The organism is Bradyrhizobium sp. URHA0013, assembly GCF_000518345.1.
GTDB lineage: Bacteria > Pseudomonadota > Alphaproteobacteria > Rhizobiales > Xanthobacteraceae > Bradyrhizobium.
In genome coordinates this window covers 1,307,532-1,323,230 of record NZ_JADK01000003.1, presented here as the reverse complement: position 1 = coordinate 1,323,230, position 15,699 = coordinate 1,307,532, and the positions used below count along the sequence as shown (strand labels likewise).

The following is a 15,699-nucleotide window of genomic DNA, read 5'->3' as shown; positions in this document are numbered from 1 at the left end:
AAAATCGCCTCACACTCCGCAAGCAGAAGCACTGAGCGATTGTTCGCGGCCGCTGCCTAGAACGGCTTCACGATCACCATGATGACGATCAGAATCATCAAGGCAGTCGGTACCTCGTTGATAATCCGATAGAATTTCTGGCTCCGGGGGCGCCGGTCCGCCGCGAAATCCTTCAACCAGCGCGAAAAAAAGCCGTGGACCGCGGACATCGCCAGGACCAGTGCCAGTTTTACGTGCAGCCAGCCGAAAGTGAACCAGTGGCCAGCCCAGGCGAGATAGAGCCCGGCGAGCCAGGTCACGATCATGGCGGGGTTGATGATCGCCTTGAACAGCCGCCGTTCCATGGTCTTGAACGTTTCCGACTGCTTCGAGCCGATTTCGGCCTCGCAATGATAAACGAACAGCCGCGGCAAATAGAGCATGCCCGCCATCCAGGAGATGACGGCGATCACATGCAGCGCCTTGATCCAGAGGTAGACGTCTTCAAACATGTCTGGGGTCCGGATTCCTGCCCAGCCGAGGGGAACGCTGGGGATAGTAAGGAGTCGTTAAGGTCTTGCCTGCACACATATCCGTCCGTAGCGCTCTTCTCCAATAAGAATCTTAGATTCTTAAGGTTTGAGTCTATGTGACGGTGAATTGGACTCACACATTTCCGTCCGCCCGTTCACACGCGCTTGTTCACATCCATCAACATATCCCTGATCGCTTTGGCGGCTTTCGATAAGTCGGTCAGCTTCAAAGGCTTGCGCGTTTCTGTCGGCAGCTTATCAAGAGGGTTATCAACGCAATCCCGTTTCCCTTTCGGCAGGGCATCGAAGTTGTTCTCAGGGGCAGTGGTGTGAAGAAAATTGGCACTTGTCCCGCCCCCGGTGTCGCACATCCCTTTCCAAGGGGTTAAGCTCCACAGAAATCCACAAACCACACCGGTTTCATACAAAGGGCTTTTGTGCCGACCTCGAGCAATTATTTCCATCTGCACCTCGTCTCCGACTCCACCGGTGAGACGCTGATCACGGTGGCGCGCGCCGTTGCCGCTCAGTACGCCAACGTGACCCCGGTCGAGCACGTCTATCCGTTGGTGCGCAGCCAGAAACAGCTTGATCGCGTGCTCGACGAGATCGAGGAAGCACCGGGAATCGTGCTGTTCACGCTGCTCGAGAAGGATCTGGTCGCCAGGCTCGAGGACAAGTGCAAGGGGATCAATGTTCCGAGCCTGTCGATCATCGGCCCTGTGATGCAGTTGTTCGAGGCGTATCTCGGAGCTGCCACGACCGGCCGGGTCGGCGCCCAGCACGTGCTCAATGCCGAATACTTCAAGCGCATCGACGCGTTGAACTACACGATGATCCACGATGACGGCCAGCATGTCGAAGGGCTCGATGATGCGGACGTGGTGCTCGTGGGCGTTTCCCGCACCTCCAAGACCCCGACCTCGATCTACCTCGCCAACCGCGGCATCCGCACTGCGAACGTGCCGCTGGTTCCAGGCATTCCGGTGCCCTCGCAACTGGAAACGTTGACGCGACCGCTGGTGGTGAGCTTGCATGCGACGCCGGAACGCTTGATTCAGGTGCGCACGAACCGCCTGCTCTCCATGGGCGCCGATTCCAGCAGCGACACTTATACCGACAAGCAGTCGGTCGCCGAAGAGGTCGCATTTGCCCGCAAGCTGAGCGCCAAGCACGATTGGCCGCTGCTCGACGTCACGCGGCGCTCGATCGAGGAAACCGCCGCGGCGATCATGAAACTCTACAGCGATCGCCAGCGTAACCGGCCTTCTGAATAGTTTGGGGAATAGTTCGCGATGAGTCTGTGGCTCGGCAAATCTTCGTTGATCCTGGCCTCGCAGAGCAGCGCGCGAAAGATGCTGCTGGCCAATGCCGGGCTCGAGTTCAAGGCGATCACGGCTGATATCGACGAGCGCGGTATCCAGGCCGCCTCCGGGCTTTCTGGTCCGCGCGAGATTGCGTTGCTGCTGGCGCGCGAAAAAGCCAAGGCAGTCTCGGCCCATCACGCTGGAAGCACCGTCATCGGTGCGGATCAAACGCTGGCGCTTGGTGATCGCCTCTTTAACAAGCCTGCGGGCCGCGCCCAGGCGTTGGCCCAACTGCGCGATCTCTCCGGCCATAGTCATGAGCTGAATTCCGCGGTGGCGATAGCACGTGACGGTGAGATCATCTTCGAGGACGTCTCGGTCGCGCGCCTCGCCATGCGGCAGATGACCGAGGCCGAGCTTTCGGCCTATCTCGACATCGCCGGCGATGCCGTCACCACCAGCGTCGGCGGCTATCAGCTCGAAAGCCTGGGCATCCACTTGTTCGAGCGGATCGAGGGCGACCACTTCACCATTCTCGGTCTGCCACTGCTGCCGCTGCTTGCGTTCCTGCGGCGCGAGCGGTTAGTTGCGGTGTGAATAGCAGAGATGGCTGGGCGTTGATGCGGATCCTGGGACTAACCGGCTCGATTGGGATGGGCAAATCCACCACCGCGAAATTATTCGCGGAGGCTGGCGTCCCCGTCTACGATGCCGATGCGGCCGTCCATCAGCTCTATGAGGGCGAGGCTGCGCCCGCGATCGAGGCCGCCTTTCCCGGCACCACCGCGAACGGCAAGGTCGATCGGCCAAAACTGTCGGCGCGTGTGGTGCATGACGCTGCCGCCATCAAGCAGCTCGAGCAGATCGTTCATCCGATGCTCGGCGCTTCCCGGAAAAAATTCTTCGCCGACGCCGAAGCCGCCGACGCGCCGGTTGTGGTGCTGGACATTCCGCTGTTGTTCGAGACGGGTGGCGAGACGCGGGTCGATGCCGTGGTCGTGGTGACGACGTCTCCGGAACTGCAGCGCGAGCGGGTGCTGGCGCGCGGCACGATGGACGAGGCCAAGCTCGACGCCATCATCGCCAAGCAGACACCCGATGCGGAAAAGCGCCGGCGTGCCGATTTCGTGGTGGATACGTCGCATGGACTCGATCCAGTGCGCGCCCAAATCGCGCACATCCTCGCCGAGGTCGTTAAGATGCCGCAGCGGCGCGCCTGATTCGCCGCCTGACACGGCTTATTTGATCATGCGCGAAATCGTTCTCGACACCGAAACCACCGGCCTCGACCCGCTGCGGGGAGATCGCCTGGTCGAAATCGGTTGCGTCGAGATGCTCAATCGCATGCCGACGGGGCAGAGCTTCCACGTCTACATCAATCCTGAAAGGGACATGCCGGCAGAAGCCTTTGCCGTGCACGGGCTGTCGGCCGAGTTTCTGGCGACCAAGCAGCTGTTCCATGAGGTCGTCGACGATTTTCTGGAGTTCATCGGCGACGCGCCGCTGGTGATCCACAATGCCTCGTTCGACATCAGCTTCATCAATGCCGAGCTCGACCGGATCAAGCGCCCGGCGATCCCGCGCGAGCGGCTGGTCGATACGCTGCTGCTGGCACGGCGCAAGCATCCCGGCGTGTCGAACCGGCTCGACGATCTCTGCTCGCGCTATGCGATCGACAATTCACGCCGCACCAAGCACGGCGCGTTGCTCGACGCCGAGCTGCTTGCGGAAGTCTATGTGGATCTGGTCGGGGCGCGGCAATCGCAGCTGCTGCTGGCATCGGAATCCGAGGAGACTCGCGCCAATGGGGCTGCCGATGCGCCTCGGCGGCAACGGCCGGCGCCGCTCACCCCGCGGATTTCAGACGCCGAGCGCGAGGCCCACCGGGCCTTCATCGCAACGCTCGGCGACAAGGCGATCTGGAACGAGTTTCTGCCCGCTCCAGCTGCCCCTTTGGCTGGTTAAGCCTGGCCGCTCGGCTGAGCGGCCATTTGCCGCTCCATGTTCTGGCGATAGAGGCCGACAAAATCGACCGGATCCAGCATCAAAGGCGGGAACCCGCCGTCACGCACGGCAGTGGCGATGATCTCACGGGCGAACGGGAACAGCAGGCGCGGGCATTCGATCATGACCAGCGGATGCAAATTATCCTTCGGCACGTTGGAGATGCGGAATACGCCGGCATAAGCGAGCTCGAACGAGAACATGATCTTGCCGGCGGTCTCGGCCTTGCCCTCGACCGACAACGTCACCTCGAACTCCTGTTCGCTGAGGTTGTTGGCGCTGACATTGATCTGGATGTTGATCTGGGGCGGCTGGCTCTGCTGCTGGAGCGAGCTGGGCGCGTTCGGATTTTCGAACGAGAGGTCCTTGGTATATTGCGCCAGGACGTTGAGCTGGGGAGCCTGGGCCGCCTCGGGAGGGGTGCCGTTACCGTTGGTCATAAGAGTGTCTCCTTACCCGATTGGGCTGAATTTCGCGGCGGTTGGCTAACATAGGGCTACCTCGTTCCACAAGGACGAACGGTCCTGGATGGGGAATTCCGGCCACGCCCACAACTATGGCGTTCACCCCGTCGATCCCGCGCAACTGCGGCTTAAACGATTGAAGATGCGCGATTTCCGGGCAGGATCGGGTTTCCCCTTAAGCATAAAACGCGCTACACTCGGTGCTGTGCCAAAAGGCGCCATTGGCCGGGCAAGATTTCGTGCCTACATCCCACGGACCTGACGCGCGGACCCGAAATGGTGATGTAGACTTGCCGTTCCGGTATGGAACGGTCTACTGGCCGGATCGATTTTCCCGGCACGACCCTTTCGAACGGCCCCTTCTACAGACGACCAGAAAGCGAATACGACGTGGACATCTACACCATCATCTTCCTGGCGCTGGCGGTCTTCATCTTTCTGAGGCTGCGCAGCGTGCTGGGGCAGCGCACGGGCAACGAGCGGCCGCCGTTCGACCGCAACGCGCTCCAGGGTGCCCAGGACAAGAACGTCGTCACCATGCCGGGCAAGGTCATCGACCAGGCCCCCTTGGCGCCGACGGCCGAGCCGACCCCGCCCTCCGACCGCTGGAAGGGCCTGACCGAGCCGGGCACCGTGCTCGCCCAAGGTCTCGACTCCATTGTCGAAAAGGATTCCACCTTCGATCCGCGCCATTTCATCTCCGGCGCCCGCGGCGCCTATGAGATGATCGTGCTGGCCTTTGCCAATGGCGACCGCCGCGCGCTGCGCGACCTGTTGTCGTCGGAGGTCTATGAAAGCTTCGATGCCGCGATCAAGGAGCGCGAGAAGAACGAGCAGAAGACCGAAACGCGCTTTGTCTCGATCGACAAGGCCGAGCTCGTCGGCGCCGAGCTGCGCGACCGCACCGCCCAGCTCACGATCCGCTTCGTCTCGCAGATGATCTCCGCCACCCGGGACAAGGCCGGCAACATCGTCGACGGCAGCGCCGACACGGTCGCCGACATCACCGACATCTGGACTTTCGCCCGCGACATCACCTCTCGCGATCCGAACTGGAAGCTGGTTGGCACCGGAAGCGCGAATTAAGGCTTTCCTGAAGACCAGCGCGACGGCGCTTTGCGCAGGTGCCGTCGCGCTGTCGTCGTTTTCACTCGGCGCCGAGGCGGCGCGGCGCCACTATCGCAGCCAGCACCATCATCTCCCGGAATTGCCTGCCGCGCCGCCGCGCGCCTTGCCGTATCCGCAGCTCCCCCTGCCGTTCGAGATTCCCGGCGCGCAATATCTGCCGCTGGCCTGGGCCGAGGTGAAGGGCTGGGGCGACGACAATCATCTTGCCGCCTACAAGACGTTTCGCGCCAGCTGCCGTCCGATCAGCGCGCAGACCGGCGCTCCCGAACCCAAGGCTTTGGGCGCCTCGCTGGCCGAACCCTGCCGGGTCGCCAAATCGCTCGAGGCTACCGACGACGCCAGCGCCAAAACCTTCTTCGAGGAGAATTTCGCGCCGCTGCGGATCTCTCGTCTCGGCGAGCCCGATGGTTTCGTCACCGGCTATTACGAGCCGGTGCTGGAGGGATCGCGCACGCAGACCGACGTCTACAACGTCCCGGTCTATCGCCGCCCGTCGAACCTTTTCGTGCGCGGCTACAAGCAGGATTCGGTCAGCCTGCCCAACAAGGGCCCGGTCTATCGCAAGATCGGCCGCCGCAAGCTCGTGCCCTATTACGACCGCGCCGAGATCGAGGACGGCAAGATCGCCGGCCGCGGACTCGAGATTGCTTGGCTGAAGGACCCGACCGATCTGCTGTTCGCTCAGATCCAGGGCTCGGCGCGGATCAAGTTCGACGACGGCGGCACGGTCCGGCTCAACTACGATGCCTATAACGGCTATCCCTATACGGCGGTCGGTCGCATCCTGATCGAGCGCGGCATCATTCCGAAGGAAGAGATGTCGATGCAGAAGATCAGGGAGTGGATGGCGCAGACCCCTGACGGCGCCAGGGAGCTGCGGCGCCAGAACCGCTCCTACATCTTTTTCCGCGAGGTCAATCTGTCCGACAAGGAGGAGGCGGTCGGTGCGCAAGGTATCCCTCTGACGGCCGGCCGCTCGATCGCGGTGGACAAATCGCTCCACGTCTACGGCACGCCGTTCTTCATCGAAGGCGAGCTGCCGATCGATTCCGAACGCGCGAAGACGCCGTTCCATCGGTTGATGATCGCGCAGGACACCGGCTCGGCCATCATCGGGCCCGCGCGCGCGGATCTCTATTTCGGCGCGGGTCAGGAGGCCGGCCGCGTCTCCGGGCGGCTGCGCCATGCCATGCATTTCGTGATGCTGGTGCCGAAGGGCGTAGATCCTACGGCGCGCGCCGCGCGGCTCCCCGTGCCGGACCCGCGGCCTTCGGAGAAGATCGCAAAACTGTTTCCGCAAACGGAGACCGCGAAGGACAAGCCGGCGGCAGCCGTGGCGCAAAGCACGAGCGAGACCGTCGCTGTCGCCGGTCCAGTCCCGCTACCGGTGCCGCGTCCCGTGATCGAGCCAGTTCAGGAGCCGCGGCGGCCGGTGAAAAATCGTTCCCATCGACAGCAATGAAGCGATCGTCCCGTCCGCCCGTGCTGGAGCCTCGTCCCTCGACGCGCCGTCGCGCGCTGAGCGAGGAAGAGCGCGCGCTGTGGGACAACGTCGCAAAGCAGGTCAAGCCGCTGAGGAAGCATCGTGTCGCCAAGGTGCAGCCCGCACCGCGCCCCGAGCCTTCGCTGCCCGCGCCCGCCACGCGGCCTGCGCACTCGCCACGCCCGATTGCCGCTGCCCCGGCACCGCGTGCAGCGAAGCCGACGGTGCCGCCGCTGGCACCGCTCGGCAAGCGCGAGCGCACAAAGCTGTCGCGCGGGCGCAGCGAGATCGAGGCGCGGCTCGATCTGCACGGCATGACCCAGATGCGCGCCCATCGCGCACTGACCGGCTTCTTGCACCGCGCCCATCATGACGGCCTGACCTTCGTGCTCGTCATCACCGGCAAGGGCCGAAGCGGCGGCGAAAGCGGCGTGCTGCGCCGTCAGGTGCCGGAATGGCTGAGCCTGCCGGAATTCCGCGCCTTCGTCGTGGGGTTCGAGGAAGCAGGCATCGGCCACGGCGGCGAGGGCGCGCTTTACGTGCGGATCAGGCGGGCGAGATATTAGGGAGCATGATCCCCGGAAAAGTGGGCCCCGGTTTTCCGACCGGATCATGCTTGGCTAGAAAGGCCGCACGATTCCGACGCGCGGGATCAGCGTGAGGATCAGGCCAAAGATATTTGTCTTCCGATCTTCCGCCGGAATCAGCGGCGTCTCGCGCGCGGCGGGCAGCATCTTCACCGCGTGCAGGATCAGGAACATGCAGACGGCCCAGTTCGAGATCCAGCGCGAATAGTCGAACACCATCGCGAACATCACGAGACAGCCGAGGCTGACGCCGGCGAGCGCCGCAACCACGAGACGGCGATGCGTGTCGTTTGCGAGTGCGCCGATCAAATTCGCAAAATAGCGCCACAGCGGTGTGTGCAGCCAGATCAGCAACACGAACACGGGCACGCCGAGGATGTTGTGCGGCAGGCGGCCCCAGGTGTCGGAAATCTCCCTCGCCAGCGGCTGATACCAGATGTAGGCGAACTGCAGCAGGTCGGCCCGCGACGGATCGGCCATCCGGCTCTTCAGGTAGGCAACGAAATCCGCCTCCGGGATCGGCATCGTTCCCCAAAATTGCGCGGCGAAGAACAGCGCGGAGACGGCAACCAAGGCAATGATGCCGAACGCGACATTGGTGCGACCGCAGCCGTGCGTCAGATAGTGCCTGATCACGACGATGGTGACGATGGTCGGCACATACATCAGGAGATGGATGTGGTGGATCAGGACGAGAATGATCGAGAACAGCGCAGCGAGCGCCACGAACAGCAGCGAGCCGGCCGGCACCAGCAGCAGGATGATCGCCAGCGCGCAGCCATAGATGTCGAAATGGCCGAGCGTGTGCATGAAATTCTTGAGGAAGAACGGCGAGCCCGCGATGAAGACGAACAGCGGCAACGTCTTCGCGGTGAAGCCGAACGTCCTCTCGAATAGCCTTACATAAAGCCAGAGCGTCGCCAGCCATGTCGCGCCGCCGAGCGCGAACACCAGCCATAGCGGCACCTTGTCGGTGAACAGGGCGACGATGGCCCCGATCAGCGCGCGCTTGATGAAGCCGAAATGATAGTCGACGAGGAGGTGGATGTAGGGGACGTAAGGCGGCAGCTGGATCTTGTGAACGAAGACGCCGACGATGGCCGCCGCGTTGATCGCGAGCAGGAGACGCCAAGGGTTTTGCAGGATGCGTGCGGTCACGCCGCATCCATAGCGCGGCCGCCCGGATTTACAAAATGAACCGGCTCAAATCCGCGTTCTTGGCGAGGTCGCCAACGTGCTTTTGCACGAAATCGGCGTCGACCCTGACGGTCTCGCCGCTGCGGTCGGGGGCGGTGAAGGAGATCTCGTCCAGCACCCGCTCCATCACGGTCTGCAGACGCCGCGCGCCGATGTTCTCGACGGTGGAATTCACGGCCACAGCGACGTCCGCAAGCGCGTCGATCGCGTTGTCGGTGATGTCCAGCGTGACGCCCTCTGTCTGCATCAGCGCGACATATTGCTTGATCAGCGAGGCCTCGGGCTCGGTCAGGATGCGGCGCATGTCGTCGCGGGTCAGCGCCTGCAGCTCGACGCGGATCGGCAGGCGGCCCTGCAGTTCCGGCAACAAATCGGACGGCTTGGCGACGTGGAAGGCGCCTGAGGCAATGAACAGGATGTGGTCGGTCTTCACCGCGCCGTGCTTGGTCGAGACCGTGGTGCCCTCGATCAGCGGCAACAGGTCGCGCTGCACGCCCTCGCGCGAGACGTCGCCGCCGGCGCGGCCTTCGCGGGCGCAGATCTTGTCGATCTCGTCCAGGAACACGATGCCGTTGTTCTCGACCGCACTGATCGCCTCCAGCGTCAACTGATCGCTGTCGAGCAGCTTGTCGGATTCCTCGTTGATGAGGATCTCGTGCGAGCTCTCCACCGTCAGCCGCCGCGTCTTGCTGCGTCCGCCGAGCTTGCCGAAGATGTCGCCGATCGAAACCGCGCCCATCTGCGCGCCGGGCATGCCGGGGATCTCGAACATCGGAAAGCCGCTGCCGCCGCCTTGCGTCTCGATCTCGATTTCCTTGTCGTTGAGCTCGCCCGCGCGCAGCTTCTTGCGGAAGGAGTCCCTCGTTGCGGCGCTGGAATTGGCACCGACCAGGGCATCGAGCACGCGCTCCTCGGCGGCGAGCTGCGCGCGTGCCTGCACGTCCTTGCGCTTGCGCTCGCGGACCTGGGCAATCGCGACCTCGACGAGATCGCGCACGATCTGCTCGACATCGCGGCCGACATAGCCGACCTCGGTGAATTTCGTCGCCTCGACCTTCAGGAACGGCGCGTTGGCAAGCTTGGCGAGCCGCCGCGCGATCTCGGTCTTGCCGACGCCGGTGGGGCCGATCATCAGGATGTTCTTCGGCAGCACCTCTTCGCGCAAGGAGCCTTCGAGCTGCTGCCGCCGCCAGCGGTTGCGCAGCGCGATCGAGACGGCGCGCTTGGCATCGGCCTGGCCGACGATGAAACGGTCGAGTTCGGAAACGATTTCGCGGGGAGAAAAGTCTGTCATGGGACCTTAGCTAGGGACAGATGCGGGGCGGGACAAGCCGCTTTTTTTGCCGTCAGATGATCGGCGGACCCGATTGCCATTGTTTCACGGCCTCGATCGGATGGATCAGCATCAGGATATTGAGCGTCAGATTGTCGCGAATATGGAGCGCCAGCATGATTTCGAAGGCGAGCCCGAGCAGGACGGTCACCGACACGGGCAGCAGGCGCGCCGCGAGGAAGCCCAGCATCATGGACAGATTGTCAGAAACCGAATTGACGATGCTATCGCCGAAATAATCCAGCGAGATCGTTCCGGCGCGGTAGCGTTCGATGATGAAAGGCGAGTTCTCGACGATCTCCCAGGCACCCTCGATCAGCATCGCGATGATCAGCCGCGCGGGCCAGGAAAGAGACACGAATGGCAGCCGCGCGAACAGCAGCCAGGTCAGTCCATAGAACAGGAAGCCGTGCAGGATGTGCGAGAAGCTGTACCAGTCGGCGATGTGCTGCGAATTTTCGGAGCTGTTCACCACGCCATGCCACAGCTTGACATAGCCGCAAGTGCAGATCGGCACCCGGCCCATCGCAAGCAGGATCGAGGCCTGCATCGCCAGCAGCAGCAGCGCGATGCCGACCCAGGCGAGCGGTGGAAACGCGGCCTTGGTTTCGTATGTGCTTGTCAGCGTCATGCCTCGCGCACCATCAGCAGCGCTGCTCCGTCGGGCGTCTCGACCATGCGGTCGCGGATAAAGCCGGCCTTCTCATAGGCACGCACGGCGCGCGCGTTGAGCGGATCAGGATCAGTGACGATGCGCGGCAGACCGTCTCGTAACTGCGCGTCGGCGAATTGGCGGATGAATGCCGAACCGTGACCGCGCGCGATCATGTCGCTTTCGCCGATGAACTGATCGATGCCACGGGTGGCCTCCGGTTGCGGCCCAAGGCCCGTATTCCAGGCGGTCAGGCGGTAGCATTGAAGATAGCCGAACGGCTTGCCGTCGGCCAACACGATGAACTGGTCCATGTCCGGCTCATCCAGATCGCCGCTCACGAGCGCGAACTGCTCGTCCGGATCGCCCCACCAGTCCCGCACATGAGCTTCGCCGAGCCATCGCCGGATTAGCGGCAGATCGGCCGCGGTCATCGGGCGGAAGGTGTAGGCGGGGGCCATGGCCTACCCGGCCGACAGCGCTTCGACAGTGACATTACGGTTGGTGTAGACGCAGATGTCGGCAGCGATGTCGAGGGAGCGGCGGACGATGGTCTCGGCGTCCTTGTCGGTGTCGAGCAAGGCGCGTGCGGCCGCCAGCGCGTAATTCCCGCCCGAACCGATCGCCATGACGCCGGCTTCGGGCTCCAGCACGTCGCCGGTACCTGTCAGCACCAGGGAAACGTCCTTGTCGGCGACGATCATCATGGCCTCCAGCCGTCGCAAATAACGGTCGGTGCGCCAATCCTTGGCGAGCTCGACGGCGGCCCGGGTCAATTGCCCCGGATATTGCTCGAGTTTGGCTTCCAAACGCTCGAACAGCGTGAAGGCGTCGGCCGTGGCGCCGGCAAAGCCGCCGATGACGTCGCCCTTGCCGAGTTTCCGGACCTTCCTGGCGTTGTGCTTGATCACGGTCTGGCCGATCGAGACCTGGCCGTCGCCGCCGACCACCACCGTGCCGCCCTTGCGGACCGTCAAAATCGTGGTGCCGTGCCAGACCGGCGAGCTGTTTGGGGAGTCCTGCATGAATGATCCTCGTTGTCCGGCCTGATTTAGGCGGTCGGGGCCAAGGGGACAACTGGCCCACAACGGGCCGCTCCGGGCCCAATTTCGCTCACCATAGGCAGAAGTAGAGGCCCGGCCAGCCGTTCCCGCAGTAGCGAAGGCGTCATTTGGCTGTTAAAAGACCGGCGTTTTCGGCCCCGAACGAGGATGAAAGCTAGTTTTGATGCGCACCGCGACGATCAAGCGCAAGACCAAGGAAACCGACATCGAGGTCACCGTGAACCTCGATGGCACCGGCGTGTCCAATATCGCGACCGGCATCGGCTTTTTCGACCATATGCTCGATCTCCTCGCCCGCCATTCCCGCATCGACCTCACGGTCAAGGCGGTCGGCGATCTGCACATTGATCATCACCATACCACCGAAGACACCGGCATCGCGCTCGGCCAGGCCGTCAGGCAGGCGCTCGGCAACATGGCGGGCATCACCCGCTATGCCGGCGTGCACATGCCCATGGACGAGACGCTGTCGCGCGTGGTCATCGACATCTCGGGCCGCCCGGTCCTGGTGTTCAAGGTCGACTTCCCACGCGATAAGATCGGCGAGTTCGACACCGAGCTGGTGCGCGAGTGGTTCCAGGCCTTCGCCATGAACGCGGGCGTGACTCTTCACGTCGAGACCCTATATGGCGATAACAGCCACCATATCGCCGAGTCCTGCTTCAAGGGTCTGGCACGGGCGCTGCGCACCGCCGTCGCGATCGATCCGAAGGCTGTGGGCGAAATCCCGTCCACCAAGGGCTCGCTCGGCGGCTGACATCTTTCGGCCCGCGGCCCGCGCCGTTTGCGGTATCACTGAATTCCTAGGGAACGGGGCATCGCCATGTCCGTCTACACAGTTCATGCTCCCTCACCTGCCGGAGCCGATCTGCGCGCGACCGACAAGTTCGTCTTCGTGCGCGACGGCTTCCATTTCTGGGCGATGATCTTCGGACCGTTCTGGCTGCTGTGGAATCGGCTGTGGCTGGCGCTGGTCGGCTGGCTGATCTTCGTTGCCGCCTTCAATGTCGGGCTGTCCAGCCTCGGCGTCGGCCGGTCGTCGATCTTCTTCGCCGACATCATCGTCGCGCTCCTGATGGGATTCGAAGCCTCCAGCCTGCGCCGCTGGACGCTGTCGCGCGGAAAATGGCGGCAGCTCGACGTGGTGATTTCCGACGACGAGGACACCGCCGAGCGCCGCTTCTTCGAGCGCTGGAGCCAGAAGCAGCGCGGCATCGTCAACGATCAATGGGCCGTCGATCGCGGCGGCCCGCCGCCGACCCGCAACGTGCCGGGTCAGCAATTTTCCAACCCGCCGCCAATGCCGGCGGGTGGCATCATTGGTTTGTTTCCAGAACCGGGAGGGTCAAGATGAGCGTCGCCATCATCGATTACGGTTCCGGCAATCTGCATTCGGCCGCCAAGGCGTTCGAGCGCGCCGCGCGCAGCATGGAGAACCCGCAAAAGGTCTTCGTCACCAGCGATCCGGACCAGGCCTACAGCGCCGACCGTCTGGTGCTGCCGGGCGTCGGCGCCTTCGCCGATTGCCGACGTGGGCTCGATGCGGTCAACGGCATGGTCGAGGCGATCACCGAAGCGGTGCGGGTCAAGGCGCGGCCGATGTTCGGCATCTGCGTCGGCATGCAGCTGTTCGCCACCCGCGGCAAGGAGCATGTCATCACGCAAGGCCTGAACTGGATCGGCGGCGACGTCGAGAAGATCACGCCGCGCGACGAGAGCCTGAAGATCCCGCACATGGGCTGGAATACGCTCGATGTGCTGCGCGAGCACCCGGTGCTGGACAAGCTGCCGCTCGGCCCCAAGGGCCAGCACGCTTACTTCGTGCACTCCTACCACCTCAACGCCGCCAACGAGGCGGACGTGCTCGCGCGCGCCGATTACGGCGGGCCCGTTACCGCGATCGTCGGCAAGGACACGGCCATCGGGACGCAGTTTCACCCCGAGAAGAGCCAGCGCTTTGGTTTGGCCCTGATCTCGAACTTTTTGCGATGGAAACCGTGATTCTCTTTCCCGCGATCGACCTCAAGAACGGCCAATGCGTGCGCCTCGAACAGGGCGACATGGCGCGCGCGACCGTGTTCAACCTCAATCCCGCCGCGCAGGCCGAGAGTTTCGTCGCGCAGGGCTTTGAGTATCTCCATGTCGTCGATCTCGACGGCGCGTTTGCCGGCAAGCCGGTGAATGCGCAGGCCGTCGACGCGATGTTGAAGACGATCACGATTCCGGTGCAGCTCGGTGGCGGCATTCGCGATCTCGCGACTGTCGAGGCCTGGCTCGAAAAAGGCATCACCCGTGTCATCATCGGCACCGCCGCGGTGCGCGACCCTGAATTGGTGAAGGCGGCTGCCAGGAAATTCCCCGGCCGCGTCGCGGTCGGGCTCGATGCACGTGACGGCAAGGTCGCGGTCGAAGGCTGGGCCGAGACCTCGCAGGTGACGGTGCTGGAGATTGCACGGCGTTTCGAGGATGCCGGCGTCGCCGCCATCATCTTCACCGACATCGCGCGCGACGGCCTCCTCAAGGGCCTGAATCTCGACGCGACCATCGCGCTTGCCGACGCCATATCCATCCCCGTCATCGCCTCCGGTGGCCTCGCCTCGATCGAGGACGTCAAGGCGATGCTGACCCCGCGCGCGAAAAAGCTCGCCGGCGCGATCGCAGGCCGCGCGCTCTATGACGGTCGGCTCGAGCCGGCCGCCGCCCTCACCTTGATCCGCAACGCGCGCGCCGCCTAGGAGCTGACACATGTTCAAGGTGCGCGTGATCCCCTGCCTCGACGTCAAGGACGGCCGCGTCGTCAAGGGCGTCAACTTCGTTGACCTGCGCGACGCCGGTGACCCCGTCGAAGCGGCGATCGCCTATGACGCTGCCGGCGCCGACGAACTCACCTTCCTCGACATCACCGCGACCCACGAGAATCGCGGCATCATGCTGGACGTGGTCCGGCGGACCGCTGAAGCCTGCTTCATGCCTGTGACCGTCGGCGGCGGCGTGCGTGAGGTCAACGACATCAGGACCCTCCTGCGCGCCGGCGCCGACAAGGTCTCGATCAACAGCGCCGCAGTATCGCGGCGCGAGTTCGTCAAGGAAGCCGCCGAGAAATTCGGCGGGCAGTGCGTGGTGGTCGCGATCGACGCCAAGCGAGTCAAACGCGCCGGTGGCGGAGAGCGCTGGGAGATCTTCACCCATGGCGGCCGCAACTCGACCGGCATCGACGCCATCGAATATGCCCAGGAGGTGGTCTCGCTCGGCGCCGGTGAAATCCTGCTCACCTCAATGGACCGCGACGGCACGCGGCAGGGTTTTGACATCCCGCTGACCCGGGCGATCGCCGACAGCATTCCCGTTCCCGTGATCGCTTCGGGCGGCGTCGGCAATCTCGACCACCTCGTCGACGGTATTCGCGATGGCCACGCCACCGCCGTGCTGGCCGCCTCGATCTTCCATTTCGGGGAATTCACCATCCGCGAAGCCAAGGAGCACATGTCCCGGCGCGGGCTGCCCATGCGCCTCGATGCCTGACGACTCCCGTCCATAAAAATGCTACATAATTGGCGGGGACCGGCTTATCCCGCCGGATAGACAGCCAATACCGGCCAAGGCGCGTTTTCCGAGTATTTTGTATGCCGCGTTTCACGATCCACGACCTGGCCGAGACCATCGACGCCCGCGCGGCAGCGGGTGGCGAGGCGTCCTATACCCGCAAGCTCCTCGACAAGGGCGCCGAACATTGCGCCAAGAAGTTCGGAGAGGAAGCAGTCGAAACCGTAATCGCAGCAGTCGAAAACGATCGCGCGCATCTGATCGCGGAAGGCGCCGACCTGCTCTATCATTTCCTTGTGCTGCTCAAGGCCCGCGGCGTAAAGCTGGAAGAGGTCGAGGCCGCATTGGACAAGCGGACCAATATGTCAGGGTTGGAAGAAAAGGCGTCGCGCAAGGGCGGCAGCTAGCCGAGGTGGAGAGTCGCG

General features: G+C 63.5%; 21 protein-coding genes. 13 read left to right on the top strand and 8 right to left on the bottom strand.

Annotated features, from left to right (window positions below):
- Positions 1-56: 56 nt before the first annotated feature.
- Together hemJ and N551_RS0106440 are read right to left on the bottom strand one after the other, a co-directional pair.
- On the bottom strand, positions 57-491 hold the full coding sequence (gene hemJ / locus N551_RS0106445; RefSeq protein WP_027566249.1) for a protoporphyrinogen oxidase HemJ: 435 nt from the start codon (positions 489-491) through the stop codon (positions 57-59).
- 176 nt (positions 492-667) lie between these two features.
- Positions 668-976, bottom strand: coding sequence for a hypothetical protein (locus tag N551_RS0106440; protein ID WP_245287734.1), 309 nt, complete (start codon positions 974-976; stop codon positions 668-670).
- On the opposite strand from N551_RS0106440, the gene N551_RS0106435 reads away from it, so the two are divergent.
- Genes N551_RS0106435 through dnaQ form a run of 4 tightly spaced genes read left to right on the top strand, consistent with a single transcriptional unit; the run spans position 950 to position 3,784 of the window.
- Positions 950-1,789, top strand: a complete 840-nt coding sequence (locus N551_RS0106435; RefSeq protein WP_027514822.1) for a pyruvate, water dikinase regulatory protein — start codon at positions 950-952, stop codon at positions 1,787-1,789. The genes N551_RS0106440 and N551_RS0106435 overlap by 27 nt on opposite strands.
- 18 nt (positions 1,790-1,807) lie before the next feature.
- Positions 1,808-2,416 carry a Maf family nucleotide pyrophosphatase gene (locus N551_RS0106430; protein WP_027566247.1) on the top strand — a complete coding sequence of 203 codons (609 nt, stop codon included), beginning with the start codon at positions 1,808-1,810 and terminating at the stop codon, positions 2,414-2,416.
- 23 nt (positions 2,417-2,439) lie between these two features.
- Positions 2,440-3,039 (top strand): dephospho-CoA kinase, encoded by a 600-nt coding sequence (gene coaE / locus N551_RS0106425; RefSeq protein ID WP_027566246.1) that lies wholly within the window; start codon positions 2,440-2,442, stop codon positions 3,037-3,039.
- Between the two features lie 28 nt (positions 3,040-3,067).
- Positions 3,068-3,784: a DNA polymerase III subunit epsilon gene (dnaQ, locus tag N551_RS0106420; protein WP_018459637.1), complete on the top strand. Its 717-nt coding sequence runs from the start codon at positions 3,068-3,070 to the stop codon at positions 3,782-3,784.
- Here the strand turns inward: dnaQ and secB are convergent.
- Positions 3,781-4,263, bottom strand: coding sequence for a protein-export chaperone SecB (gene secB / locus N551_RS0106415; protein WP_007598595.1), 483 nt, complete (start codon positions 4,261-4,263; stop codon positions 3,781-3,783). The genes dnaQ and secB overlap by 4 nt on opposite strands.
- A 414-nt stretch (positions 4,264-4,677) precedes the next feature.
- Between secB and N551_RS0106410 the strand changes: the two genes are divergently transcribed.
- From N551_RS0106410 to N551_RS0106400, 3 genes are read left to right on the top strand one after another with little or no spacing between them, the layout of a single operon-like run.
- The gene (locus N551_RS0106410; protein WP_027566245.1) at positions 4,678-5,373 is read left to right on the top strand and encodes a Tim44/TimA family putative adaptor protein; all 696 of its coding nucleotides are present in this window, start codon (positions 4,678-4,680) and stop codon (positions 5,371-5,373) included.
- Positions 5,351-6,877 (top strand): murein transglycosylase A, encoded by a 1,527-nt coding sequence (locus N551_RS0106405; protein ID WP_027566244.1) that lies wholly within the window; start codon positions 5,351-5,353, stop codon positions 6,875-6,877. Before N551_RS0106410 ends, N551_RS0106405 begins: the two co-directional genes overlap by 23 nt.
- Positions 6,874-7,464, top strand: coding sequence for a Smr/MutS family protein (locus N551_RS0106400; protein WP_027566243.1), 591 nt, complete (start codon positions 6,874-6,876; stop codon positions 7,462-7,464). The genes N551_RS0106405 and N551_RS0106400 overlap by 4 nt, the downstream gene beginning before the upstream one ends.
- 54 nt (positions 7,465-7,518) lie before the next feature.
- Here the strand turns inward: N551_RS0106400 and N551_RS0106395 are convergent, their stop codons facing one another.
- From N551_RS0106395 to hslV, 5 genes are read right to left on the bottom strand one after another with little or no spacing between them, the layout of a single operon-like run.
- On the bottom strand, positions 7,519-8,643 hold the full coding sequence (locus tag N551_RS0106395; RefSeq protein WP_027566242.1) for a hypothetical protein: 1,125 nt from the start codon (positions 8,641-8,643) through the stop codon (positions 7,519-7,521).
- Positions 8,644-8,671: 28 nt separating this feature from the next.
- Positions 8,672-9,976, bottom strand: a complete 1,305-nt coding sequence (hslU, locus tag N551_RS0106390; protein WP_027566241.1) for an ATP-dependent protease ATPase subunit HslU — start codon at positions 9,974-9,976, stop codon at positions 8,672-8,674.
- 52 nt (positions 9,977-10,028) lie between these two features.
- Positions 10,029-10,646, bottom strand: coding sequence for a DUF2585 domain-containing protein (locus N551_RS0106385; RefSeq protein ID WP_027566240.1), 618 nt, complete (start codon positions 10,644-10,646; stop codon positions 10,029-10,031).
- Entirely contained in the window at positions 10,643-11,128 is a 486-nt protein-coding gene (locus N551_RS0106380) for a GNAT family N-acetyltransferase (RefSeq protein ID WP_027566239.1), read from the bottom strand. Before N551_RS0106380 ends, N551_RS0106385 begins: the two co-directional genes overlap by 4 nt.
- A 3-nt stretch (positions 11,129-11,131) precedes the next feature.
- Complete coding sequence (gene hslV, locus N551_RS0106375) at positions 11,132-11,692, bottom strand: ATP-dependent protease subunit HslV (RefSeq protein ID WP_027566238.1); 561 nt, start codon at positions 11,690-11,692, stop codon at positions 11,132-11,134.
- Between the two features lie 202 nt (positions 11,693-11,894).
- Between hslV and hisB the strand changes: the two genes are divergently transcribed.
- The 6 genes from hisB (at position 11,895) to N551_RS0106345 (ending at position 15,681) form a co-directional block, all read left to right on the top strand.
- Complete coding sequence (gene hisB, locus N551_RS0106370; RefSeq protein WP_027566237.1) at positions 11,895-12,488, top strand: imidazoleglycerol-phosphate dehydratase HisB; 594 nt, start codon at positions 11,895-11,897, stop codon at positions 12,486-12,488.
- A gap of 66 nt (positions 12,489-12,554) precedes the next feature.
- Positions 12,555-13,085, top strand: a complete 531-nt coding sequence (locus N551_RS0106365; protein WP_027514810.1) for a DUF2628 domain-containing protein — start codon at positions 12,555-12,557, stop codon at positions 13,083-13,085.
- A complete protein-coding gene (gene hisH, locus N551_RS0106360) occupies positions 13,082-13,732 on the top strand; it encodes an imidazole glycerol phosphate synthase subunit HisH (protein ID WP_027566236.1) in 651 nt (216 codons plus the stop codon). Before N551_RS0106365 ends, hisH begins: the two co-directional genes overlap by 4 nt.
- Entirely contained in the window at positions 13,720-14,466 is a 747-nt protein-coding gene (hisA, locus tag N551_RS0106355) for a 1-(5-phosphoribosyl)-5-[(5-phosphoribosylamino)methylideneamino]imidazole-4-carboxamide isomerase (RefSeq protein ID WP_027566235.1), read from the top strand. Before hisH ends, hisA begins: the two co-directional genes overlap by 13 nt.
- A 10-nt stretch (positions 14,467-14,476) precedes the next feature.
- Complete coding sequence (hisF, locus tag N551_RS0106350; protein WP_027566234.1) at positions 14,477-15,253, top strand: imidazole glycerol phosphate synthase subunit HisF; 777 nt, start codon at positions 14,477-14,479, stop codon at positions 15,251-15,253.
- A 101-nt stretch (positions 15,254-15,354) separates the two neighbouring features.
- Positions 15,355-15,681: a phosphoribosyl-ATP diphosphatase gene (locus N551_RS0106345; RefSeq protein WP_007598445.1), complete on the top strand. Its 327-nt coding sequence runs from the start codon at positions 15,355-15,357 to the stop codon at positions 15,679-15,681.
- Positions 15,682-15,699 lie beyond the last annotated feature (18 nt).